General features: G+C 46.5%; 13 protein-coding genes. 4 read left to right on the top strand and 9 right to left on the bottom strand.

Annotated elements, in window-relative coordinates; translation table 11 throughout:
* Positions 1–209: 209 nt before the first annotated feature.
* The gene (locus MKX50_RS12300; RefSeq protein ID WP_339159831.1) at positions 210–1,694 is read right to left on the bottom strand and encodes an MDR family MFS transporter; all 1,485 of its coding nucleotides are present in this window, start codon (positions 1,692–1,694) and stop codon (positions 210–212) included.
* Positions 1,695–1,876: 182 nt separating this feature from the next.
* Between MKX50_RS12300 and MKX50_RS12295 the strand changes: the two genes are divergently transcribed.
* Complete coding sequence (locus MKX50_RS12295) at positions 1,877–2,758, top strand: TetR/AcrR family transcriptional regulator (protein ID WP_213588402.1); 882 nt, start codon at positions 1,877–1,879, stop codon at positions 2,756–2,758.
* A gap of 85 nt (positions 2,759–2,843) precedes the next feature.
* Here MKX50_RS12295 and MKX50_RS12290 read toward each other — a convergent pair whose 3' ends face one another.
* Positions 2,844–3,563, bottom strand: a complete 720-nt coding sequence (locus MKX50_RS12290) for a YebC/PmpR family DNA-binding transcriptional regulator (protein ID WP_155611207.1) — start codon at positions 3,561–3,563, stop codon at positions 2,844–2,846.
* A 578-nt stretch (positions 3,564–4,141) separates the two neighbouring features.
* Positions 4,142–5,332 carry a cytochrome P450 gene (locus MKX50_RS12285; protein WP_213588403.1) on the bottom strand — a complete coding sequence of 397 codons (1,191 nt, stop codon included), beginning with the start codon at positions 5,330–5,332 and terminating at the stop codon, positions 4,142–4,144.
* Positions 5,333–5,676: 344 nt separating this feature from the next.
* Between MKX50_RS12285 and MKX50_RS12280 the strand changes: the two genes are divergently transcribed.
* A complete protein-coding gene (locus MKX50_RS12280) occupies positions 5,677–7,116 on the top strand; it encodes a glycosyltransferase (protein WP_339159828.1) in 1,440 nt (479 codons plus the stop codon).
* A gap of 101 nt (positions 7,117–7,217) precedes the next feature.
* Complete coding sequence (locus MKX50_RS12275) at positions 7,218–8,192, top strand: glycosyltransferase family 4 protein (protein WP_339159826.1); 975 nt, start codon at positions 7,218–7,220, stop codon at positions 8,190–8,192.
* A gap of 86 nt (positions 8,193–8,278) precedes the next feature.
* Here MKX50_RS12275 and MKX50_RS12270 read toward each other — a convergent pair whose 3' ends face one another.
* The 5 genes from MKX50_RS12270 to MKX50_RS12250 form a co-directional block, all read right to left on the bottom strand.
* On the bottom strand, positions 8,279–8,926 hold the full coding sequence (locus MKX50_RS12270) for an acetyltransferase (protein ID WP_213588406.1): 648 nt from the start codon (positions 8,924–8,926) through the stop codon (positions 8,279–8,281).
* Entirely contained in the window at positions 8,919–10,028 is a 1,110-nt protein-coding gene (locus MKX50_RS12265; protein WP_213589364.1) for an aminotransferase class I/II-fold pyridoxal phosphate-dependent enzyme, read from the bottom strand. The genes MKX50_RS12270 and MKX50_RS12265 overlap by 8 nt, the downstream gene beginning before the upstream one ends.
* Positions 10,029–10,045: 17 nt before the next feature.
* Positions 10,046–10,669, bottom strand: a complete 624-nt coding sequence (locus MKX50_RS12260; protein ID WP_339159824.1) for a glycosyltransferase family 2 protein — start codon at positions 10,667–10,669, stop codon at positions 10,046–10,048.
* A gap of 28 nt (positions 10,670–10,697) precedes the next feature.
* Positions 10,698–12,962 (bottom strand): glycosyltransferase, encoded by a 2,265-nt coding sequence (locus tag MKX50_RS12255; RefSeq protein ID WP_339159822.1) that lies wholly within the window; start codon positions 12,960–12,962, stop codon positions 10,698–10,700.
* A 351-nt stretch (positions 12,963–13,313) separates the two neighbouring features.
* On the bottom strand, positions 13,314–14,048 hold the full coding sequence (locus MKX50_RS12250; RefSeq protein WP_339159820.1) for a glycosyltransferase: 735 nt from the start codon (positions 14,046–14,048) through the stop codon (positions 13,314–13,316).
* 200 nt (positions 14,049–14,248) lie between these two features.
* Between MKX50_RS12250 and MKX50_RS12245 the strand changes: the two genes are divergently transcribed.
* Positions 14,249–14,986, top strand: a complete 738-nt coding sequence (locus tag MKX50_RS12245; RefSeq protein WP_339159819.1) for a glycosyltransferase family 2 protein — start codon at positions 14,249–14,251, stop codon at positions 14,984–14,986.
* A 55-nt stretch (positions 14,987–15,041) separates the two neighbouring features.
* Here MKX50_RS12245 and MKX50_RS12240 read toward each other — a convergent pair whose 3' ends face one another.
* On the bottom strand, positions 15,042–17,147 hold the full coding sequence (locus MKX50_RS12240; RefSeq protein WP_339159817.1) for a serine hydrolase domain-containing protein: 2,106 nt from the start codon (positions 17,145–17,147) through the stop codon (positions 15,042–15,044).
* Positions 17,148–17,206: the final 59 nt, after the last annotated feature.

Genomic DNA, 17,206 nt, shown 5'->3' with positions numbered 1-17,206 from the left:
ATCCATTCTCCAGAGATATTCGTTCTAGCAATTGCTACATAACATCATCATTGTTGCTTTCCTCATGATAACATATCAGAAGCGGGCTAGAGTAGTTTAATAGCCGGCTCACTTGTGAACAATGTCCAAAATAACATGCACCGAAAATAGGAACAGCCCCCAAACCTTCTATAGGATAGAAAGTCTGAGGGCCGATAGCTTGATCCAGATTAATGTGAAATCATCGCTTTAGCATCCGGCATCGATTCGTTCTCCGGCAGCTCCTCCTCCGGTTTGCTCCGCGGCTTGCGCAGCAGAATGCTGAGCAGCAGCCCGGAAACCGCAATGCAAGCTGTCAGAAAGAAGGTATCGCCAAACGCTAGCGTTGAACTCGCCATGACATCTCCGGCTGTCTCCGGTGCCGTCATATGCTTCGTTATATTTGAAGTTAAATAGCCCGTCAATCCGGCGATAGCAAAGGAAGTAACAACCTGCTGCGTTGCCGAAGTCAACGGTGTAACACGATTCACAAGCTTACGGGGCGCCGAATTAAGAATATGCGTATTTAACGGCATCATCGTCATGCCCATGCCTGCCCCCATAAGAATAAGCGGCATTACAACCATGATCATCGACGTATCTACCTTGATCTGTGAGAGCAGGAACAAAGCCGTGGAAATCAGAGTCAACCCGGTCATGGCTAGCGGACGCGCCCCCCATTTATCAAACAGCCTTCCTCCAATCGGCATCATGGTCATGGAGGCCAGCGCCTGGGCCAGCGTCGTGAACCCGCTCTGCAGCGGCGTAAACCCTCTTACGTTCTGCAAATAGAGAGGCACCATCAGAATCGCACCGAACAGCGCAATCTGCACGATCCAGGATAGCAGCACACCCCTGGTGAAATCGGAAGAGCCGAAGACACGCAGCTCGAGGAGCGGTTCTTTTTTATTCAATTCTACGATAATAAAAATAATCAGCGCGATGCCCCCAACAAGGAGTGCTGTTAATGTAACCGGGGAGGACCATTCCGTTCCCCCTTCATTTACGCCAAAAGCCAGCGTTGCAAACGCGATCGGTGCCAGGATCATCCCCAGGATATCCAGCCCCGGAACCTTCCTGCTCTCAAACTTCGGCAGGAATTCAATACCAACAATGATCGCGGCGATGCCGATTGGCAGATTAATCAGGAAAATCCAATGCCATGAAGCGATTTTAATTAACCAGCCCGATAAAATCGGTCCTGAAGCTGGCGCAAGCAGCATCGGAATGCCCAGCATCCCCATGACCGCCCCTCTCTTATCGGGTGGAGCCAGCTTGAACACCATCGCCATGCCGATCGGAGCAACCATGCCTCCGCCCAGCCCTTGAATCACCCGGAAAATGACGAGCTGTTCGGACGTCTGCGCCAAGGAACACAGCACAGAGCCCAGTGTAAACAAGGTAATCGTAATCAAGAATACCTTCTTTGCGCCGTACTTATCCGTCATCCAGCCCGCAAGCGGAATAACGGCGGACAACGCCAGGGTATATCCCGTTATCGTCCACTGGATAGCCTTTAGCGAGGTGCCGAAGTATTGCTGCAAATTTGGTATAGCCACATTGATGACCGTACTATCGAGAATAACCATGATCATTCCCAGAATAACCGCCAGCAGAGGAGCTATTAACGACTTCATAGAAAACTCTGCCGGTTCATGGATGGCGTCTTTGGACATGAGTTATTTTCTCTCCATTTCTCTGTGTAATGATTTCCCCAAATATATGTTAGGATATAGGGGAAAACAAAAAACTCGTCATGACTACATGGTTTTTTAAAAAACCGCCTGGTCATTGAATACAATAATTCTACTTAAATTTGAACCAATGTCAAACATTTTTTAGGGAAAGAGTGAGGGTTTTGAGTGTAACCAAGCAGAAAATTTTGAATTCGGCGATGCGTTTCTTTTTAGAAAAAGGATATCTTGCTACCTCGATCCAGAATATTGCTGACGACTGCGGCGTAGCCAAAGGCTCCTTATATAATTTTTTCAGCTCGAAGGAAGACATCCTGATTGAAATTTTATTATCTCAGCAGGAGAGCATGATTGAGCGGAAAGAGCAAATTCAAAGCGACAAGTCGCTGTCCTCGAAGGAGATTTTTATCCGCGAAACGGAATGCCAATGCGAATTTTTCTTGAACAACAATTACATGATGCAGGAAATGAAGAAATTCTCGACGCCTGATGGCAAGGTCGCCCCCATTTTGTTTCAAATGAGGGCGAGCCTGCTCAAAAGTAATATAGAGAGCCTTATTCGGGTTTTTGGTGAAGGAATCCGCTCCAACGTCTGGGATCTTGTCTTCATTTATAACGGAATTATTCGCGAGATCATTTTCCTGATGGTGTTCGAGAAAAGATCGCTCATTCTTCGCGACGTGGCTGAGTTTATCGTTCATTGCATGGAAGATATGGCAGCGAATACACAGGCCGCCAGCAGACCTCCGCTGCTCAAACGGGAAGATATGGAAGTATACATGCAATCTGCGCTGCAGGGAGAGTCTTTTTGTACCCGCCACAGACTGCCTGACCTACTCAATGACCTCATGACCACCATACCTGAATTGCAGATTACAAATTTTAAAAAAGCTGAGCTGCAGGAAGCCGCTGAACTGCTCCAGGAGGCATTGCAAGCCAAGCAGCACAAGCCGGTATTGATCCGCTCGCTGATCGGATTTATGGAGAAGGAGCACGGTCTTCGCCATGTGCTGAAGCAAATCGAAAAGCTCGTGTTTGAGGGCTGATTGTTTTTATAGGTGATCGAAAAAAAGCAGCTTAAATCTCTTCAAGAGAAATTAAGCTGCTTTATTTTGTATGGGCGCAGAAGGATTAATCCTCCAGCTCCACGTTATGATATACCTGCTGTACGTCTTCCAAATCCTCCAGTGCATCGATCAATTTCTCAAATTGCGCTTGCGCTTCCTCCGAAAGATTCACGTAGTTCTGAGCCAGCATCGTCAGCTCGGCCACGGTAAATTCCGAAATGCCGGCGCTGCGGAAAGCCTCCTGCACAGCATGGAACTGATCCGGCTCTGCATAAACGATGACGTTGTCCTCTTCCTCAATGATATCCCGGACGTCCAGGTCCGCCTCCATCAGAATCTCAAAAACTTCATCGATCGTTTTATCCGCTACGCCAATAACTGCCGTGGCATCGAACATATAGGATACCGAGCCGCTTACTCCCATGCTTCCGCCGTTCTTGTTGAAGGCCGAGCGTACTTCGGGCGCCGTCCGGTTTACGTTATTCGTCAAGGTGTCCACAATGACCATTGAACCGTTTGGCCCAAAGCCCTCATAACGTAGCTCTTCATAGGTTTCTTCCGAGCTGCCTTTAGCCTTGTCCAATGCACGGTCAATAATCGCCTTCGGCACATTATACGTTTTAGCGCGTTCAAGCACGACCTTCAATGCGCGGTTCGATTCAGGATCCGGCTCCCCTTTCTTGGCTGCCACGTAGATCTCGACGCCGAACTTCGCATATATACGACTCGTATTCGCATCCTTAGATGCTTTCTTCTCTTTAATATTATTCCATTTACGACCCATGTTGTTCCCGCTTTCTTTTATTATTTTACGTTCCTATTATAGCATCTTCCGCCCGTTTGAAAAATTGCGGATGGCTATTAATCACCAACCCCCCTTTAACTTCGGGAGTATATGTTTGTGGTCGCCTCTAAGACTGGAGTGCTGCCTCTTATGTATGTAAATCATTCAAGGGATGTCGGGCTAGTGCCCGCAGGAACATTATACCTCTTCTTACCCACCTGCTTACCTGCTTACTTGCCCTACACCCTTTGAATAGTTCAACACTTATCTAAATGGATCTATAGTAGTTAGTTTCTGCGGCCAAAATGAAAATGTAAATTTAAATGGATTTCATATCGTTAAAAGCAGAACAATTGCCAATCAAGGTATGGATTCCTGAAATAGCTGCATAAAATCCATCTAATCCCCATTATCATCCGTTTAGAGCATAATTAGATGTATGAAATCCATTTACTGTACGACCTGCAAGACAGCTTAGGATCCAGTAGTTGGTATAAAAGAAAGGGGTTCCCCCAGCACGGATGATCACGCTTTGGACAACCCCTTCGCACTCCCCTAATATGTTGCGTACTTACGTCCTACTCCAAATATAACGGCATTTCCTTAACTCCCCGGACGATCATTCCCGGCCGCCATTCCAGCTCGCTTACATCGACTTTGAGCCGAATATTCGGATATCGCTTCAGCAGAGTGTTGATCGCAATTTCCCCTTCCAGCCGGGCGAGCGGCGCACCGAGACATAAATGGATGCCTTTGCCAAAGGCCAGATGCGGGCTCTTCTCCCTTGAAATATCAAAAAGATCGGGATCGTTGAACTGCTCCGGGTCCCGGTTTGCCGAGCTCAGGGAAATAATCACTGATTCTCCTCTTTTCATAGATACACCCTTGAATTCAAGGTCCTCCTTAACCCAACGGCCCGTACTGAATTCAACGGGACCGTTGTAGCGGAGCACTTCTTCGATCGCTGTATGAATCAGTTCCGGACGACTCTGCAGGATCCGAAGCTGTTCCGGATGCTGGAGCAGTGCAAGAATACCGTTGCCGATCAAATTGACGGTCGTTTCGTGACCAGCAATGATGAGCAGCATAACCAGATTAAACAGCTCATGCTCCGTAAGCCGATCTCCTTGTTCCTCCGCAATAATTAATTGGCTGATCAAATCATTGCCCGGCTGTTGTCTGACTTTGGAGAACCAGTCCGCCAAATACTCCCTGAACTCCATGATTAAATTGCGCACGTCCTCATCAGGCTCCCGGCCAGAGCGTTCGATAAGCGCATTCGACCAGACCCGAAACTTATCGCGGTCCGAATTCGGCACGCCCAGCATTTCGCTGATTACGATGATCGGCAGCGGAAATGCATATTCATCGATCAGATTGATTGACTCCTGGCCTTCTACCTCCGCCAGCAGTTCATCGGCGATTTGCTGGATCCGTTCCCTCATGCCGGAAATCAGCTGCGGCGTAAAGGCTTTTTGTACCAATCCTCTCAATCTCTTATGATCCGGCGGATCGGAGAACAACATATTATTATTGATAAAGAGCATATCTTCTTCAATCCCAGCATTTCTCATATCCTTCACAAAACGAGGGTCCTTCAAAGCCTCAACAGCATCGCTATACCTAGTAATGATCCAGCCATAATGCCCATCGGGGAAAAGAATACGCATAATCGGTTCTTTCTCTCTCATTTGTTCATAGGTCGGAAACGGATTCTGCGTGAATGCTTCAGTAAACAAATTTTCACTTAAGGACGAATTGGTCTGCATGGAAATAGTCTCCTCTCTCCTCATTTGAAATTGTTGAGCAGCTACAAGAAAATATTACCATGGCGTTTGCGGTGATAGCAAATATACGCAAATTTGCCTATTTTTATAAAATAATAGGCACTAAGACAGCAGATTTCTCCAAATATACACCTCTGTCCGCATCCAAGCGATATCCGGGATCAAACCCTGCTGACCGGCATGAAGGCTCATACGATTGATCAACTGGCATCTATTCATACCCATTTTAAATTGTATAGTCTAACAAATAAGCACATTCGAAACATGCATCATATAAAGTGATATGGAGACATACCAAATATGAGAGGAGAACAATGCCATAGGCCATGGATTCACATAAAATATGCTTCATTTATTGCGTTAGCCAACAAGATGTGTTGCAGGAATCGCTTCGCCATATTTCGGCTCTCCACATCCCCGACGGATTCGAAATCGAAATTATTTCGGTATCCGGAGCTCAAAGCATTACCTCCGGCTACAATAGAGCAATGCGTCAATCTGATGCAAAATATAAAGTATATCTGCATCAGGATGTTTACATTATCCATGAAAATTTCCTAGAAGATACGATTCGTATTTTTCAACAGCATCCAAATCTCGGGCTTATGGGAGTAATCGGTTCTGCCTATATTCCGCCAAGCGGGATGTGGTGGGAAGCCGCAGAGAATTATGGCCAGGTATACGGCAGCCACTCTGGCCAGATGGAACTGCTTGCCTTCAATAATAGTGAAGCAGGCCGCTCTTACCAGCCTGTCGCTGCAATCGATGGCTTGCTAATCATGACGCAGTCGGATATTCCTTGGCGTGAGGATTTATTCCAGGATTGGGATTTCTACGATTTGTCCCAATGTATGGAATTTTATAGGGCAGGTTATGAGGTTGGCATCCCTTCACAGGACACCGCATGGACTGTTCATGACTGCGGCGTGGCTGATTTGTCCAAATACGAGGAGAATCGCATACGGTTTATCCAGGAATATGCTCAGGATATCCGTAAGAGCTTTATGTTTTACTATGAGAAGAAATTAAATGAATGTGCTGCCGCACCATCCTTATACGAAAAAACAGCTTTATCTTTAATTGAGAAGCATTCACGTGATTATGAGGTAAGCACCGAACTCAAAAAAGCAATCAAAAAGGAGCGCTGGAATACAATGAGTTTTAATGGAGAATATCAGTTTTCCGAATTGCTTGACATCGTCAAAAAAACCGAAGGCTACTTAATGGAGCTCGAAATTTTAGGTCTTCTCCATTTGCCTTTGCTCGTAGATCATTTGGATGGAGAAATCGTAGAGATCGGCACCTTCAAAGGTAAAAGCGCGATAGCGCTTGGTCTTAGCAGCCAATATCTAACCACGCGCAAACGTTCTATTCACATTATCGATCCCTTCTACCACCCTGCTTTACCTGTAAACTATGAACATGATTTTGACGAAAATATCCGAAATGCCGGGCTGGAACCTCATATTCACAAAATCAAAAAACCTAGCCAAGAGGCTTATGACGACTGTCCGTCCAAGATCGCAGCGCTCTTCGTCGACGGAGATCACAGCTACGACGGGGTTGTTCACGATATTGTACACTATGCTTCAAGAGTTGTACCCGGAGGTATTATCGCCTTCCATGATTACTCATATAAAGATTGCCCTGGATACGAATGGGCAGAGCTTCCGGGGGTTACAAAAGCGGTGGATGAAATGTGCGCAAGGGATGAATATGCTTATTTATGCGACTATAACAGCATGCGGCTTGTCCGCAAGCTATAAAGTAATGAGTTCAACCCATGCGTCCAAAGCCCCGCCTTGCCATTATTGATACCCGATTTCCTTGGAAGCTCAGCGGGTTTCGATATTGGGAGAATGTTCAGATGCATGTCGAGCGTCCGGACACCCTGTTCTTTGCGACTGAACCTTACACGGATGATTTCCCTGCGGTCGTGCATCCCTTTTCTCAATTCAAGGAGTTAGCCGTTTCTGAACAGATTACGGATGTCTATTGCGTTTTTTTGAACTTGGTCGTAAGTTTGCTGGGAGCATGCACCCTCCCCGATGGAACTCATATGCCGGGCTCAAATCCATATTTGGATATTCGCTCATTTTTGATCGAACGGCAGATTAGGCTGCATACGACGCTTTACCCTGGCGGCGGCCTCGTACAAGATACAAGATCCGAATATCTGGACATTGTTGCCAGTCATTGCTCCACCGTCTTTACGAATATTGAAGATGTTCTCATAAAAATGAAATCGAGCATCTATCAGCCTGTGGTCGTTAATACTAAATTATATAACTACGCTGCAAGATCGTGGTCATCACCCATTCAGCTTGTTTTCTGCGCCTTTAATTACCCCAGAAAAGGATTCCCGTTGCTGGTTCAAGCTTATAATCTGCTTAATTCAGATGATTTCCATCTTCACATTGTAGGAGATTGGGAGAGTCAGCTTGGCTACTTCATAAATAAACGCATTACTTTCCATGGATTGCTAGCGCCCGAGCAGTTAAAGACCTTATACCAAAGCTGCCATGTGTTCATCAATTGCAGTATTAGCGACCACATGGCTTTAGATGGATTTCCAACGACGGCCGCTGTAGATGCCATGGCTACAGGATGTCTTCTGGTGACAACGAATCCGCGCAATGACCAGCTTATATTAAAAGAGGGAATTCATTATATCAAAATAGATGCTAACGTAGAATCCCTCCTCTCCGCTCTTTACTGGATCAGGGATCATCTTCCCAAAACAAGGCTGATAGCGGCAAAAGGCGCGAAAATCATCAAAGCCGCTTTTGACATGAAGAAGGTTGTAAAAGCTAAGCTGGCCCATATGCTCGGTAAGCGGTAATTATAAAATCCCCTTTCGTAAAATCCCGATTGCAACCATGAGGACATGGTTAGTCAATCCAAGTTTTACTGCAAGGGGATTTATGATTAAGGATTCGTCCTTGTCTTTTTGAAGACGGCTGGGACTCCTGCATAAAGAGCTTGAGGAGGGACGTCACTTGCCACAAATGAACCGCCCCCGATCATAGACCAGGCTCCTATGCTCACTTTCTCGCGAATAGCAGATCCTGTACCGATAAAAACGCCTTCTTCTACAGTGACATGACCGCTAACGTTGACTCCTGGCGAAATCGTACAATAATCAAAAACCGACACGTCATGCGCCAGCGTAACATTCGTATTGACGATGACGAAATTGCCCACCTGGACATTTATGCTCACTATAGATCCTGCGCAAAGAATACTATTGATCCCCAGCCGGCTGTTCTTAGGAACGTTCACGGATGGATGAACTAACGCAGGAGCGAATCGAAAGCCAGCCTCCTTCGTTTTAAATACGAATTTCCGCTTCAGGGCCGGGTCGCCTACTCCAGAACAAATGATTTCCGCTTCATTTCTGTATTTAGCGATATGCGCTATATCCCCGAGCACGGGAACATTGTCTACAAATTGTCCCCGCATTTCTATACGCTCATCAAGGAACCCTATCACATTTCGCCCCAGCACCTCGCATAGGGCGAGAATTTCCCGCCCCATGCCGCCACAGCCCCAAATCAGCAAATTTGCCTCACTCATGGATCAAGCTCCTGACAATACGCTCAACCTGTTCCTTTCTTATATCTTCCCAGACGGGCAAGCTAAGAATCCTCCGGCTAATTTCCTCTGTAACCGCTAGCGATGTACGAGGATGATAATCGAACATTTTTTGCCGATGACAAGGCGGTGAGAAATAAGTTCTTACCTGAATGGCCAATGCTTGCAATTTATCGACGTAAAACCTGTTTTCTTGATCAACCGGGCATAATATCGGATAAAATTGGTTGACGATTTTGCCTGCAATAGCCTGAACCTTCCATCCAGATTCTAATAATTTATAATCATTTAACGCTTCCTTGTACCATTCTCCGATCTTCTCCCTAATTTTAATCTTCTCAGAGAACACATCTAAAGTCGCGAGTCCTACGGCAGCCGTATATTCAGAAATTTTGCCATTCAATCCCAACTGCCCTGACGACCGCTCTTCATTAAATCCAAAATTCGTGGAGCGTCGTATACTTTGTATTAACTCGAGATCACCGCTATATACAATGCCTCCTTCGCCAATTCCAAAAGATTTCGTAGCATGGAAGCTGTACACGATAGCTCCTCCAAAACTGGTGAGATCCTGCTCCTCCATGGTCGTTCCGAAACTTGAAGCAGCATCAATAACGACGGGGATGCCGCGCCGAATCAACGATTCATAGTAAGCCAGATCAAGCTGTGTGCCAAACGTTGCGTAAGGAACGACGACGGCTGCCTCATCCCCGAGCTTCTCCAGTGCAAGTTCCAGCTTGTGTTCGTCCATGCACCAGTGTTCAGGGTCGATGTCGATATAATAAGGCTCCAGCCCGCACCACATCGCACTCAGCGGTGTAGCTGGAAAGGTAAAGCTGGGCATCAGAGCATATTTCCCTTGCCGCTTCAATTGGGAAATAGCCAATAGTAGACCTATTGTCGCATTGCTGACCGTGACGACGGCCCCTGTATGATTAAAATGTTCCTTGAGAATACGCTCTTCAAATCTTTTGTTCAAAGGACCATTGTTCGTATATATTCTTGATTCATCGATTTCGTCCAAATAACGTTGATAGTATTGTTTGGGAACCACTTTTGGCTTTAGAAACGGAATATACTCCATTAACACATCACAACTCCCTAATACTTCTTAGTCAAAGGCTCAGGATGTCTTGCCGTCTTGATCCCAAGCTCTAACATGCGCCGGACTTTATTCCAATCCCCGGGCTCATTGAGCAGGTATGATTTTGGATCCCAAGGAACACATTTTAACCAGTGATGATAGAACATGGACGAAGTTGTTATTTTGGCGCACATCAGCGGCTCTGCATCATTCACCACCCAGTGCTCCGGTACGACATAATAGTAAAATGGGTGATATATCAAGTCTGCGCGGGTTTCTTTTGCGAAGTTTACCAGCTTCTCAATTCGGTCTTCGGCAAACTCATCATCATCGTCCAGGTGAGTTATAAATTGGCCTGAAGCCAGCTCGAGCGCGCGATTTGTAGGGATGCTTCCAGCCACCAGCCAGTGTTGATAGGTCTCGGCCGGATACTCGCCACGGCTCTCCCGGTTTTCAAATATGATTCTTGGATCATTGAACTGGCGAATGACTTCTTCGGTATGATCAGTGCAGCAATCCCCGATGACGATGATTTCCAAATGCGTGTAGGTTTGGTTCACGGCTGACTTCAAACTGAGGTTTAATAATGAATCGGCGCGGTTATATGTGGGGATGCAAATCGTGACCAACGGCTGTTCCATCTCATAAACTTTCTTGTAATCATCGGTACTAGACGCTTGTAAGTAGTCTAAGCTCGTTACCAATGAGCTCACCCCCAGGCGCGAATGGTCTAAAGTCATAAATATGCTTGAACTTTATCTTCTGCAATAACTCTATATTATTCGTAAAATACAAGTCCGGCCCAATCTTGCGAATTCCATGAATCGGTTGGCCCAAATAACTTCCCACGCGGGCAATGACAAGCGAATCCCCGTTGCATTGTTGCAGCAGTTTGCGCTGCCACTCTTCCTGCGGATTCTTCCATTCCTCAGGACAGGAAGCAAATACAGGTATTTTGGGATTAGCTGCGACAATTTCTGCAATTTTATCCGGATCGGAGATGTTGACAAATAATGATAGAGGCATCTTATGCGGCGACCAATTTATGCCCCACTTACTTTCGAAATAGGATTGGTTATGGTGAAACAAACTGTTCTTCTGCTCCTCATCCCACTGGTTAAAAGTTGCGCTGCCCTTGTGATACACAAAAGCATCCTCCGCCACGGCTAGTCTATAGCCAGCGTGCCGCATCCGCAGGCAGAAATCATCGTCCTCAAACATGCCCGTTCCAAAATTCTTATCCAGTGAACCTAATTTCTTGAATATCTCCTTCTTGATCGCAACGCAGAAGAAACCAAGCATTTCCGTATATCTCATTCTTCGGTCGTACAGCTCATAAAATTCATCAAGCCAAACTTCGTTTGCACCTTGGATTTCATCTCCAACAAAGAAATCAAGCCTCTGGTCATTCCCAACATAGTTGGACATGGGACCAACGGCTGCGATTTGCGGGTCTGTCTTGAAAGGACGCAGTAAACGAGGCAGCCAATCTTTGGATACGATCGTATCGTTATTCAACAATACGACATAATCCCCGGTTGCATTCAAAATTCCAATATTATTTCCTTCAGCGAAGCCATTGTTTTCAGATAACAGAATCGTTTTAATGTCGGGATAACTCAGCTGCAGCAAGCGGGCTGACGTCTCGTCGGTAGATGCATTATCGACCACTATGATTTCAAATCTAGGATAAGCGGTATGCCGCAGCAAACTATTTAAGCAGCGTTCCGTGAAGGTCCAATTATTGTGAGTCACGATAATGACACTGACTTTTGGATAAAGCGCGGTAAGAACAATGGAGTGAAAGTCCTTGTACCGGTGTTCCCACGTATTCTCAGCTGCAAATTGCCGGCGCTTCTCCCTTGCTCTTGCTTGCTCTTCACCATTCTCTTGAAGTCCTCTAGCGATAGCTGCTTCAAATTCCTTCGGCCCGCTTGCAAGAGACACATATTCGTTCATCGGGGCGAGCTCTGGCAGCGGTGTGGATACGACGGGTTTGCCTGCAGACAGGTATTCGTATATTTTTACCGGATTTGTTGCCAATGTCAGGGAATTGATAAGAAACGGAATGATGCAGACATCAAAAGCATGCAGGTATGCCGGCAGCTCATGATACTGTTTCTCGCCTAGGAGAAACACATTTTGCAGCTTCTCTATGTTTGAGGTATCGCTATAGTACGTATCGCCAACCAATACGAAATTCCAATCCGGATTGCTTTTTGCAAGCTCATACACCAATGCCATGTCAAACCAGTCAGCAATGGCGCCAATATACCCGACAATCGGTTGATTAACCTTCGCTATATCAATAGGCCTGTAGCTGGGCTTCACGGAAAAATGTTCAAATTCCCCCGCATTGGGGATTAAATGAACAGACGGATTTAGATTCCGCGCTTTTTGATAGAGCACACCGGACGAAGCAACGACGGCATCTGCCCGGTTCATTAGAGTAGGCTCCAGCGCGAGCAGCTCGTCGGATGTATTCGAGAATCCGGCATGTTCATCCATGCAATCATAAATGACTTTATTATCCTTCAGATCAAATACAAGCATGGACCAGAACGGAAGATCGACGATGGATGCCGTTTGTCCGATATTGAACTTTTGCTTCAGGGCCTCAATCGACCATTTCATGTATCGTTTATCGAGCGGATGATCGATGGTATCGCGATAAGCGTTAAGACTGTTATGCGAGCACAATTGAACAAGCCAGACATTCTCCTCCGCCTCTCGAATCTGCAGCGCGGCTTGAACGTCCTCAAATGTAGCCTCTACACTGCCGATCGGCATCGTTTCAATCGCGAAATAAAATACCCTGTACCCATGTCTGGCGAACTGCTGACAAATGTGCTGCGGCCTTTGCCATCGGTAACCCCAGTCAATAATCGGAAAACGAAACAGAGTGATATTGTTGGGATCTAGTGAAGAATTCAACGGTTTCAGCTTATAATCATTTTTTGGAGGTTCATATAAGGACACTGGTGACACTGGTCTGATTGAATTTTCAGTCAACACCCCGCTGTCCGCTGGGGAAGCCGGTTTAACCGGAACAATAGGCGGGGCTATTGGCAAAACGGGACTTGGTAAATTTTCAGTGTCCCGATTCTGCTTGGCTTGAATCCTCTTGTCTTTTGTCGCTTCCCAGTACTGTATTTTACGCAGCAATGCCCTTCTTTGTAGTCTTGCCCGTCGTCTGCCTTTCTTCCATCGAATGGCCCCGCTTAACATTCTTAATAACCTTCGCTGCTCTCTCGTGTACACATTGATCCACCTTTCCGCCTTGGTCTAAATTCCTAAATAATTGCGAATGGTTCGGGGATGCTGCCCCGAGAATGGTACAGTTCTGATCTCATATTCGCCGTGCTGGAACGACCAGTCCGGGTCGCCTATATTGTCATATAAATTAACATCTCCACGGCGATTGTCGTTAAATTTGAATTTCTTCCCGAAGGCATAATGATAATGATAAATGGGTACTTCAATGCGTTCAGACGGCAGCGCCCAAATGTCGCTTTCGGGCCCCTTAAGTGTACAGTGATGTTTCTGGTCACGATAACGTATGCCGATCCCGTTTCGCCACATACGGATGATATCATTCGACCATCTCTCGTCATTGGGTGCATTAACGCGCACCGTCCATGGGTCCTTCCAGAAATTGATAATCGGGAATCTCAACACCTGGGCGGTCGTATGGGCTAATATGCCGGGGATGACCGATTCGAAGGCATCATCGAATATTTCATCCGCATCAATATTGGCGATCCATTCACCCTGCGCCTGATCCACCAAAAAATTTCTAACTTCAGATTCATTCCATTCATCCGTATAAGCAGTTCCCTGTTTATTGCTAAATAAGCGAATGTTGTGCTTCCTCATAAATGACTTGATAATGGAGATGGAATTATCACTGCTTCCCCCATCAACGATAAGAATCTCGTCGGCAAAGGACGTCACCCTCTCCAGAAATAGCCTCAAAAAAGTCTCCTCGTTCAAAACGGGTGTAATTACCGTAATAGTCATCTGTCACCACACTCCAAATATCATATAATTCACAGTCTATTCCCCTAGTTTGAAGGGGAACATCGGCATTTGCCCTTTTACTGCACAAAACAACTATTGACCGAAAATGGTTGACTGCCTCAATCATTTGCCGCTCCCGGCGCATATGTTGAAGAAATATTGAACCTAAATGAGATTGAATACAGAAAGGGCGATATCTTGTGCAGACAGATCTCGTGATTGTAACCTACAATTCAGCCTCTTACATTCAGCGTTGCCTTGATGCCATAAGAACATATACGCCATCTGACTATGCCATCATCGTTGTCGATAACGGGAGTACAGACGGTACTATGGAGTACTTACAAAGCTTCCCCGATATCAAGCTGATCCAAAACGGCCGAAACAAGGGGTTCGCCAGCGCGGTTAACCTCGGCATCGTGAACGGTTCCTCAGAAACGATCGTGATTATGAATCCCGACGTATTCGTAACGAAAGATTGGCTGCCGCCTCTAATTGACGCCCTATGGAGGGATGAACAAACAGCGGTCGTCGCTCCCAAATTAATAAATAGCTCCAACCAATTAGTCGGTGTCGGGACGAACATGGATTGGACCTCTCCTTACTTTTTATGTCCCAATGAACCAGGGATCTTGGAAGAAACCAGAGAATGTCTGGCAGTAAACGGAGCTTGTTTTTTATTAAAGAGGAAATTACTGGATAACCTCGGTTTATTAGATGAACAATACTTTCACTATTTTGAAGAAACGGACTATTGCTTTAACGCCATTTATTGCGGTTACAAAATATTGTTCTGTCCAGACAGTACGATTTATCATGAATACTACCCCAATCCGGAACGAGAGGAAGCGATCAAGCAGTATTGGGTGCACAGCGAAGCCCGGTTTAATCGCAAATGGAGCTATCAAGGCAATGGGATCGTTGCTAAAAACGCATGAAAAAGGATGGGCTGATCATTTATCAGCCCATCCTTTTTTTACTGATCTCTTAAATTCAATTCAACTCGATCTGGAATTTTGCCCCTTTATCGCCCGCAAATACAATCGTGCCGTTGTTCGGCAGTTTTACGGTATTGCTGCCGCTGACGCGTTCGAAGTTCAAGCAGATCCCATGCTCATCATAGACGGCAAACGAAGCATTGGAGGGCACTGTTACCTTCATTGTCTTGCCGGCCGCTGCATCGGGAACGGAGAGCCATCTCGCATATCCTTTATCTTGAATAGTGAGGAAGGAACGAGAACCAAGATAAAGCGGTTTGACGGCTTCTTCGCGAACAAACAAGCTTCCACCGATTTCTAAATACTCCAGCCCGCTCTGGCTGAAGAAATTATAATCCATCGTATCTCTTCCGCCCATGGCTGGAATTTGCAGCTCGCTGACCGCTCTGTTCGCATCGATCATTTTGCGGTTGAGCAAGTAATTCGGCGCCTCCGGGAATATCTCCACAGTCTGGACAGGCATCATTGCCAAATACAAAATAGAGGAATACTTCTCATTAACCGCGAAATATTTCTTCCCGGCCCTTTCCTTCCAAGCCGCTTGTGCCTCGGCTGACAAGGAATGCGCCTCCAGCTTCTCGGCGGCATAATGAGATATCGCCGTCTGCCCTAAGCCAGGCAGCGTGGAATAGGCTCTGAGCCATAGATAGGTGCGCCCGTTCTGTTCATGAACAAAACTCGCCTTGGTGCTGCCATCCTCTTTTACAAAAGAACCATCCGCCGTGTAGACATACTTCTCGATCGGATAATCCGGTATATTAAGTACGGATACAATCATTTCGTTATCTTCGGTAATGTCCACCTTCATTAGTGCGTTGCTCACTCCGTAGATGCCGGCATGCTCAGCAGCCTCTTTCGGCATGGCCGCCTTGACAGGGATTCCATGCGACTTCTCCGGTTTCAGTTCAGGAATAACACCTTTTTCGTGAAGCGCGCTAAGGAGGATTTCATTGGCAAGCAATTGATCTGTCATGCTGCTCCCGCCTGATGAGACCACGGCGGCAGCCATATTATGTTCTGGAAGCACCACGAGGGAAGCATGGTACAGCATCGTGTCACCACCCTTGGACAGCGCCTGAATGCCGTATTCGCTGAACGGGAACATATTTACCGTGTCCCAGCCAAGCCCGAACCCAAACGCCGAATCCGCTTCCTTAGGCCACAATCCTCTTCTGTATTCTTCCTGCTGCATCGCTTTGACCGATTTTTTACTGATGATCGAATCGACCTGACCCGTAAATATTTGCGAGAATTTTACCAAGTCCTCTGCGGTAGAATAAATACCGCCCGAACCGATGACATTGACAGTTTCATTTGGCAGCCGCCCTGGATATACCGGAAAGTATAACGGTGCCGACTGGCTTGTTTTAACATGATCCTGCGGCGTTTTCGTATGCTTCATATTTAAGGGCTTTGTAAAGGCCGTGTGGATATAATCCGTGAAGCTGAGCCCGCTGACACGCTCAACTAAAATTTCAGCCAGCGTGAAGCCGTCATTGCAATATACAGAGAATGCGCCCGGGTCAGCTTTCAAATTCTGCTCGGCAAGCTGTGCCAATAACTGATCATGCGCGTAAGTGTCGTTATCCTCGAACAAAAACGTATTGCTAAGGGCGCCCCCCTGCAGCCCGGAAGAGTGATTCAGCAGCATGCGCGGCGTGATTTGCTTATAGCGCGGGTCTTTCATTTTGAAATCCGTAATGTAGTTGACGACGGGAACGTCCAAATCTACCTTGCCCTCATCAACTAGCTTCATAACTGCAGCGGCGGCAAACATTTTACTGGTGGACCCGATGCCATACATCGTCGTGGCGGATATCTCAGCCTTTCCCTTCCCCGCATCTTTGCTGGCTACCCCGGAAATTACGATGTCCCCCTGATCGATCAGCGCATACTGCACACTGTTTGTGTCATAGGATTCTACCAGCAGCTTAGCCTTCCTGGAAGCAGTATCTCTAGTAACCTTGTAATCCCGGTTGAAATGCTGCTTGGTGCTCTCATACTCTGTCCCAATCCCACTGTCTGCCGCCACACTTCCTATCGGCATGAGCAGGCTCGCGGCAAGCATGATCGATACGGCGATACGTCCTTTTTTGTTCATCTCTCTCCCTCTCAATCCTAGTTATAATGGCAAATCATAGATAATACGCTGAGAGTACC

The organism is Paenibacillus sp. FSL W8-0186, assembly GCF_037969765.1.
In the GTDB taxonomy this organism is placed as follows: domain Bacteria; phylum Bacillota; class Bacilli; order Paenibacillales; family Paenibacillaceae; genus Fontibacillus; species Fontibacillus woosongensis.
This window is presented reverse-complemented; position numbering and strand designations above follow the sequence as displayed.

What these genes read in the sequence shown, in the direction of transcription:
- MKX50_RS12300 (WP_339159831.1), bottom strand. Translation starts at nt 1,694, where the DNA reads ATGTCCAAAGACGCCATCCATGAACCGGCAGAGTTTTCTATGAAGTCG.
- MKX50_RS12290 (WP_155611207.1), bottom strand. Translation starts at nt 3,563, where the DNA reads ATGGGTCGTAAATGGAATAATATTAAAGAGAAGAAAGCATCTAAGGAT.
- MKX50_RS12285 (WP_213588403.1), bottom strand. Translation starts at nt 5,332, where the DNA reads ATGCAGACCAATTCGTCCTTAAGTGAAAATTTGTTTACTGAAGCATTC.
- MKX50_RS12280 (WP_339159828.1), top strand. Translation starts at nt 5,677, where the DNA reads ATGGATTCACATAAAATATGCTTCATTTATTGCGTTAGCCAACAAGAT.
- MKX50_RS12275 (WP_339159826.1), top strand. Translation starts at nt 7,218, where the DNA reads ATGCATGTCGAGCGTCCGGACACCCTGTTCTTTGCGACTGAACCTTAC.
- MKX50_RS12270 (WP_213588406.1), bottom strand. Translation starts at nt 8,926, where the DNA reads ATGAGTGAGGCAAATTTGCTGATTTGGGGCTGTGGCGGCATGGGGCGG.
- MKX50_RS12265 (WP_213589364.1), bottom strand. Translation starts at nt 10,028, where the DNA reads ATGGAGTATATTCCGTTTCTAAAGCCAAAAGTGGTTCCCAAACAATAC.
- MKX50_RS12260 (WP_339159824.1), bottom strand. Translation starts at nt 10,669, where the DNA reads ATGGAACAGCCGTTGGTCACGATTTGCATCCCCACATATAACCGCGCC.
- MKX50_RS12250 (WP_339159820.1), bottom strand. Translation starts at nt 14,048, where the DNA reads ATGACTATTACGGTAATTACACCCGTTTTGAACGAGGAGACTTTTTTG.
- MKX50_RS12240 (WP_339159817.1), bottom strand. Translation starts at nt 17,147, where the DNA reads ATGAACAAAAAAGGACGTATCGCCGTATCGATCATGCTTGCCGCGAGC.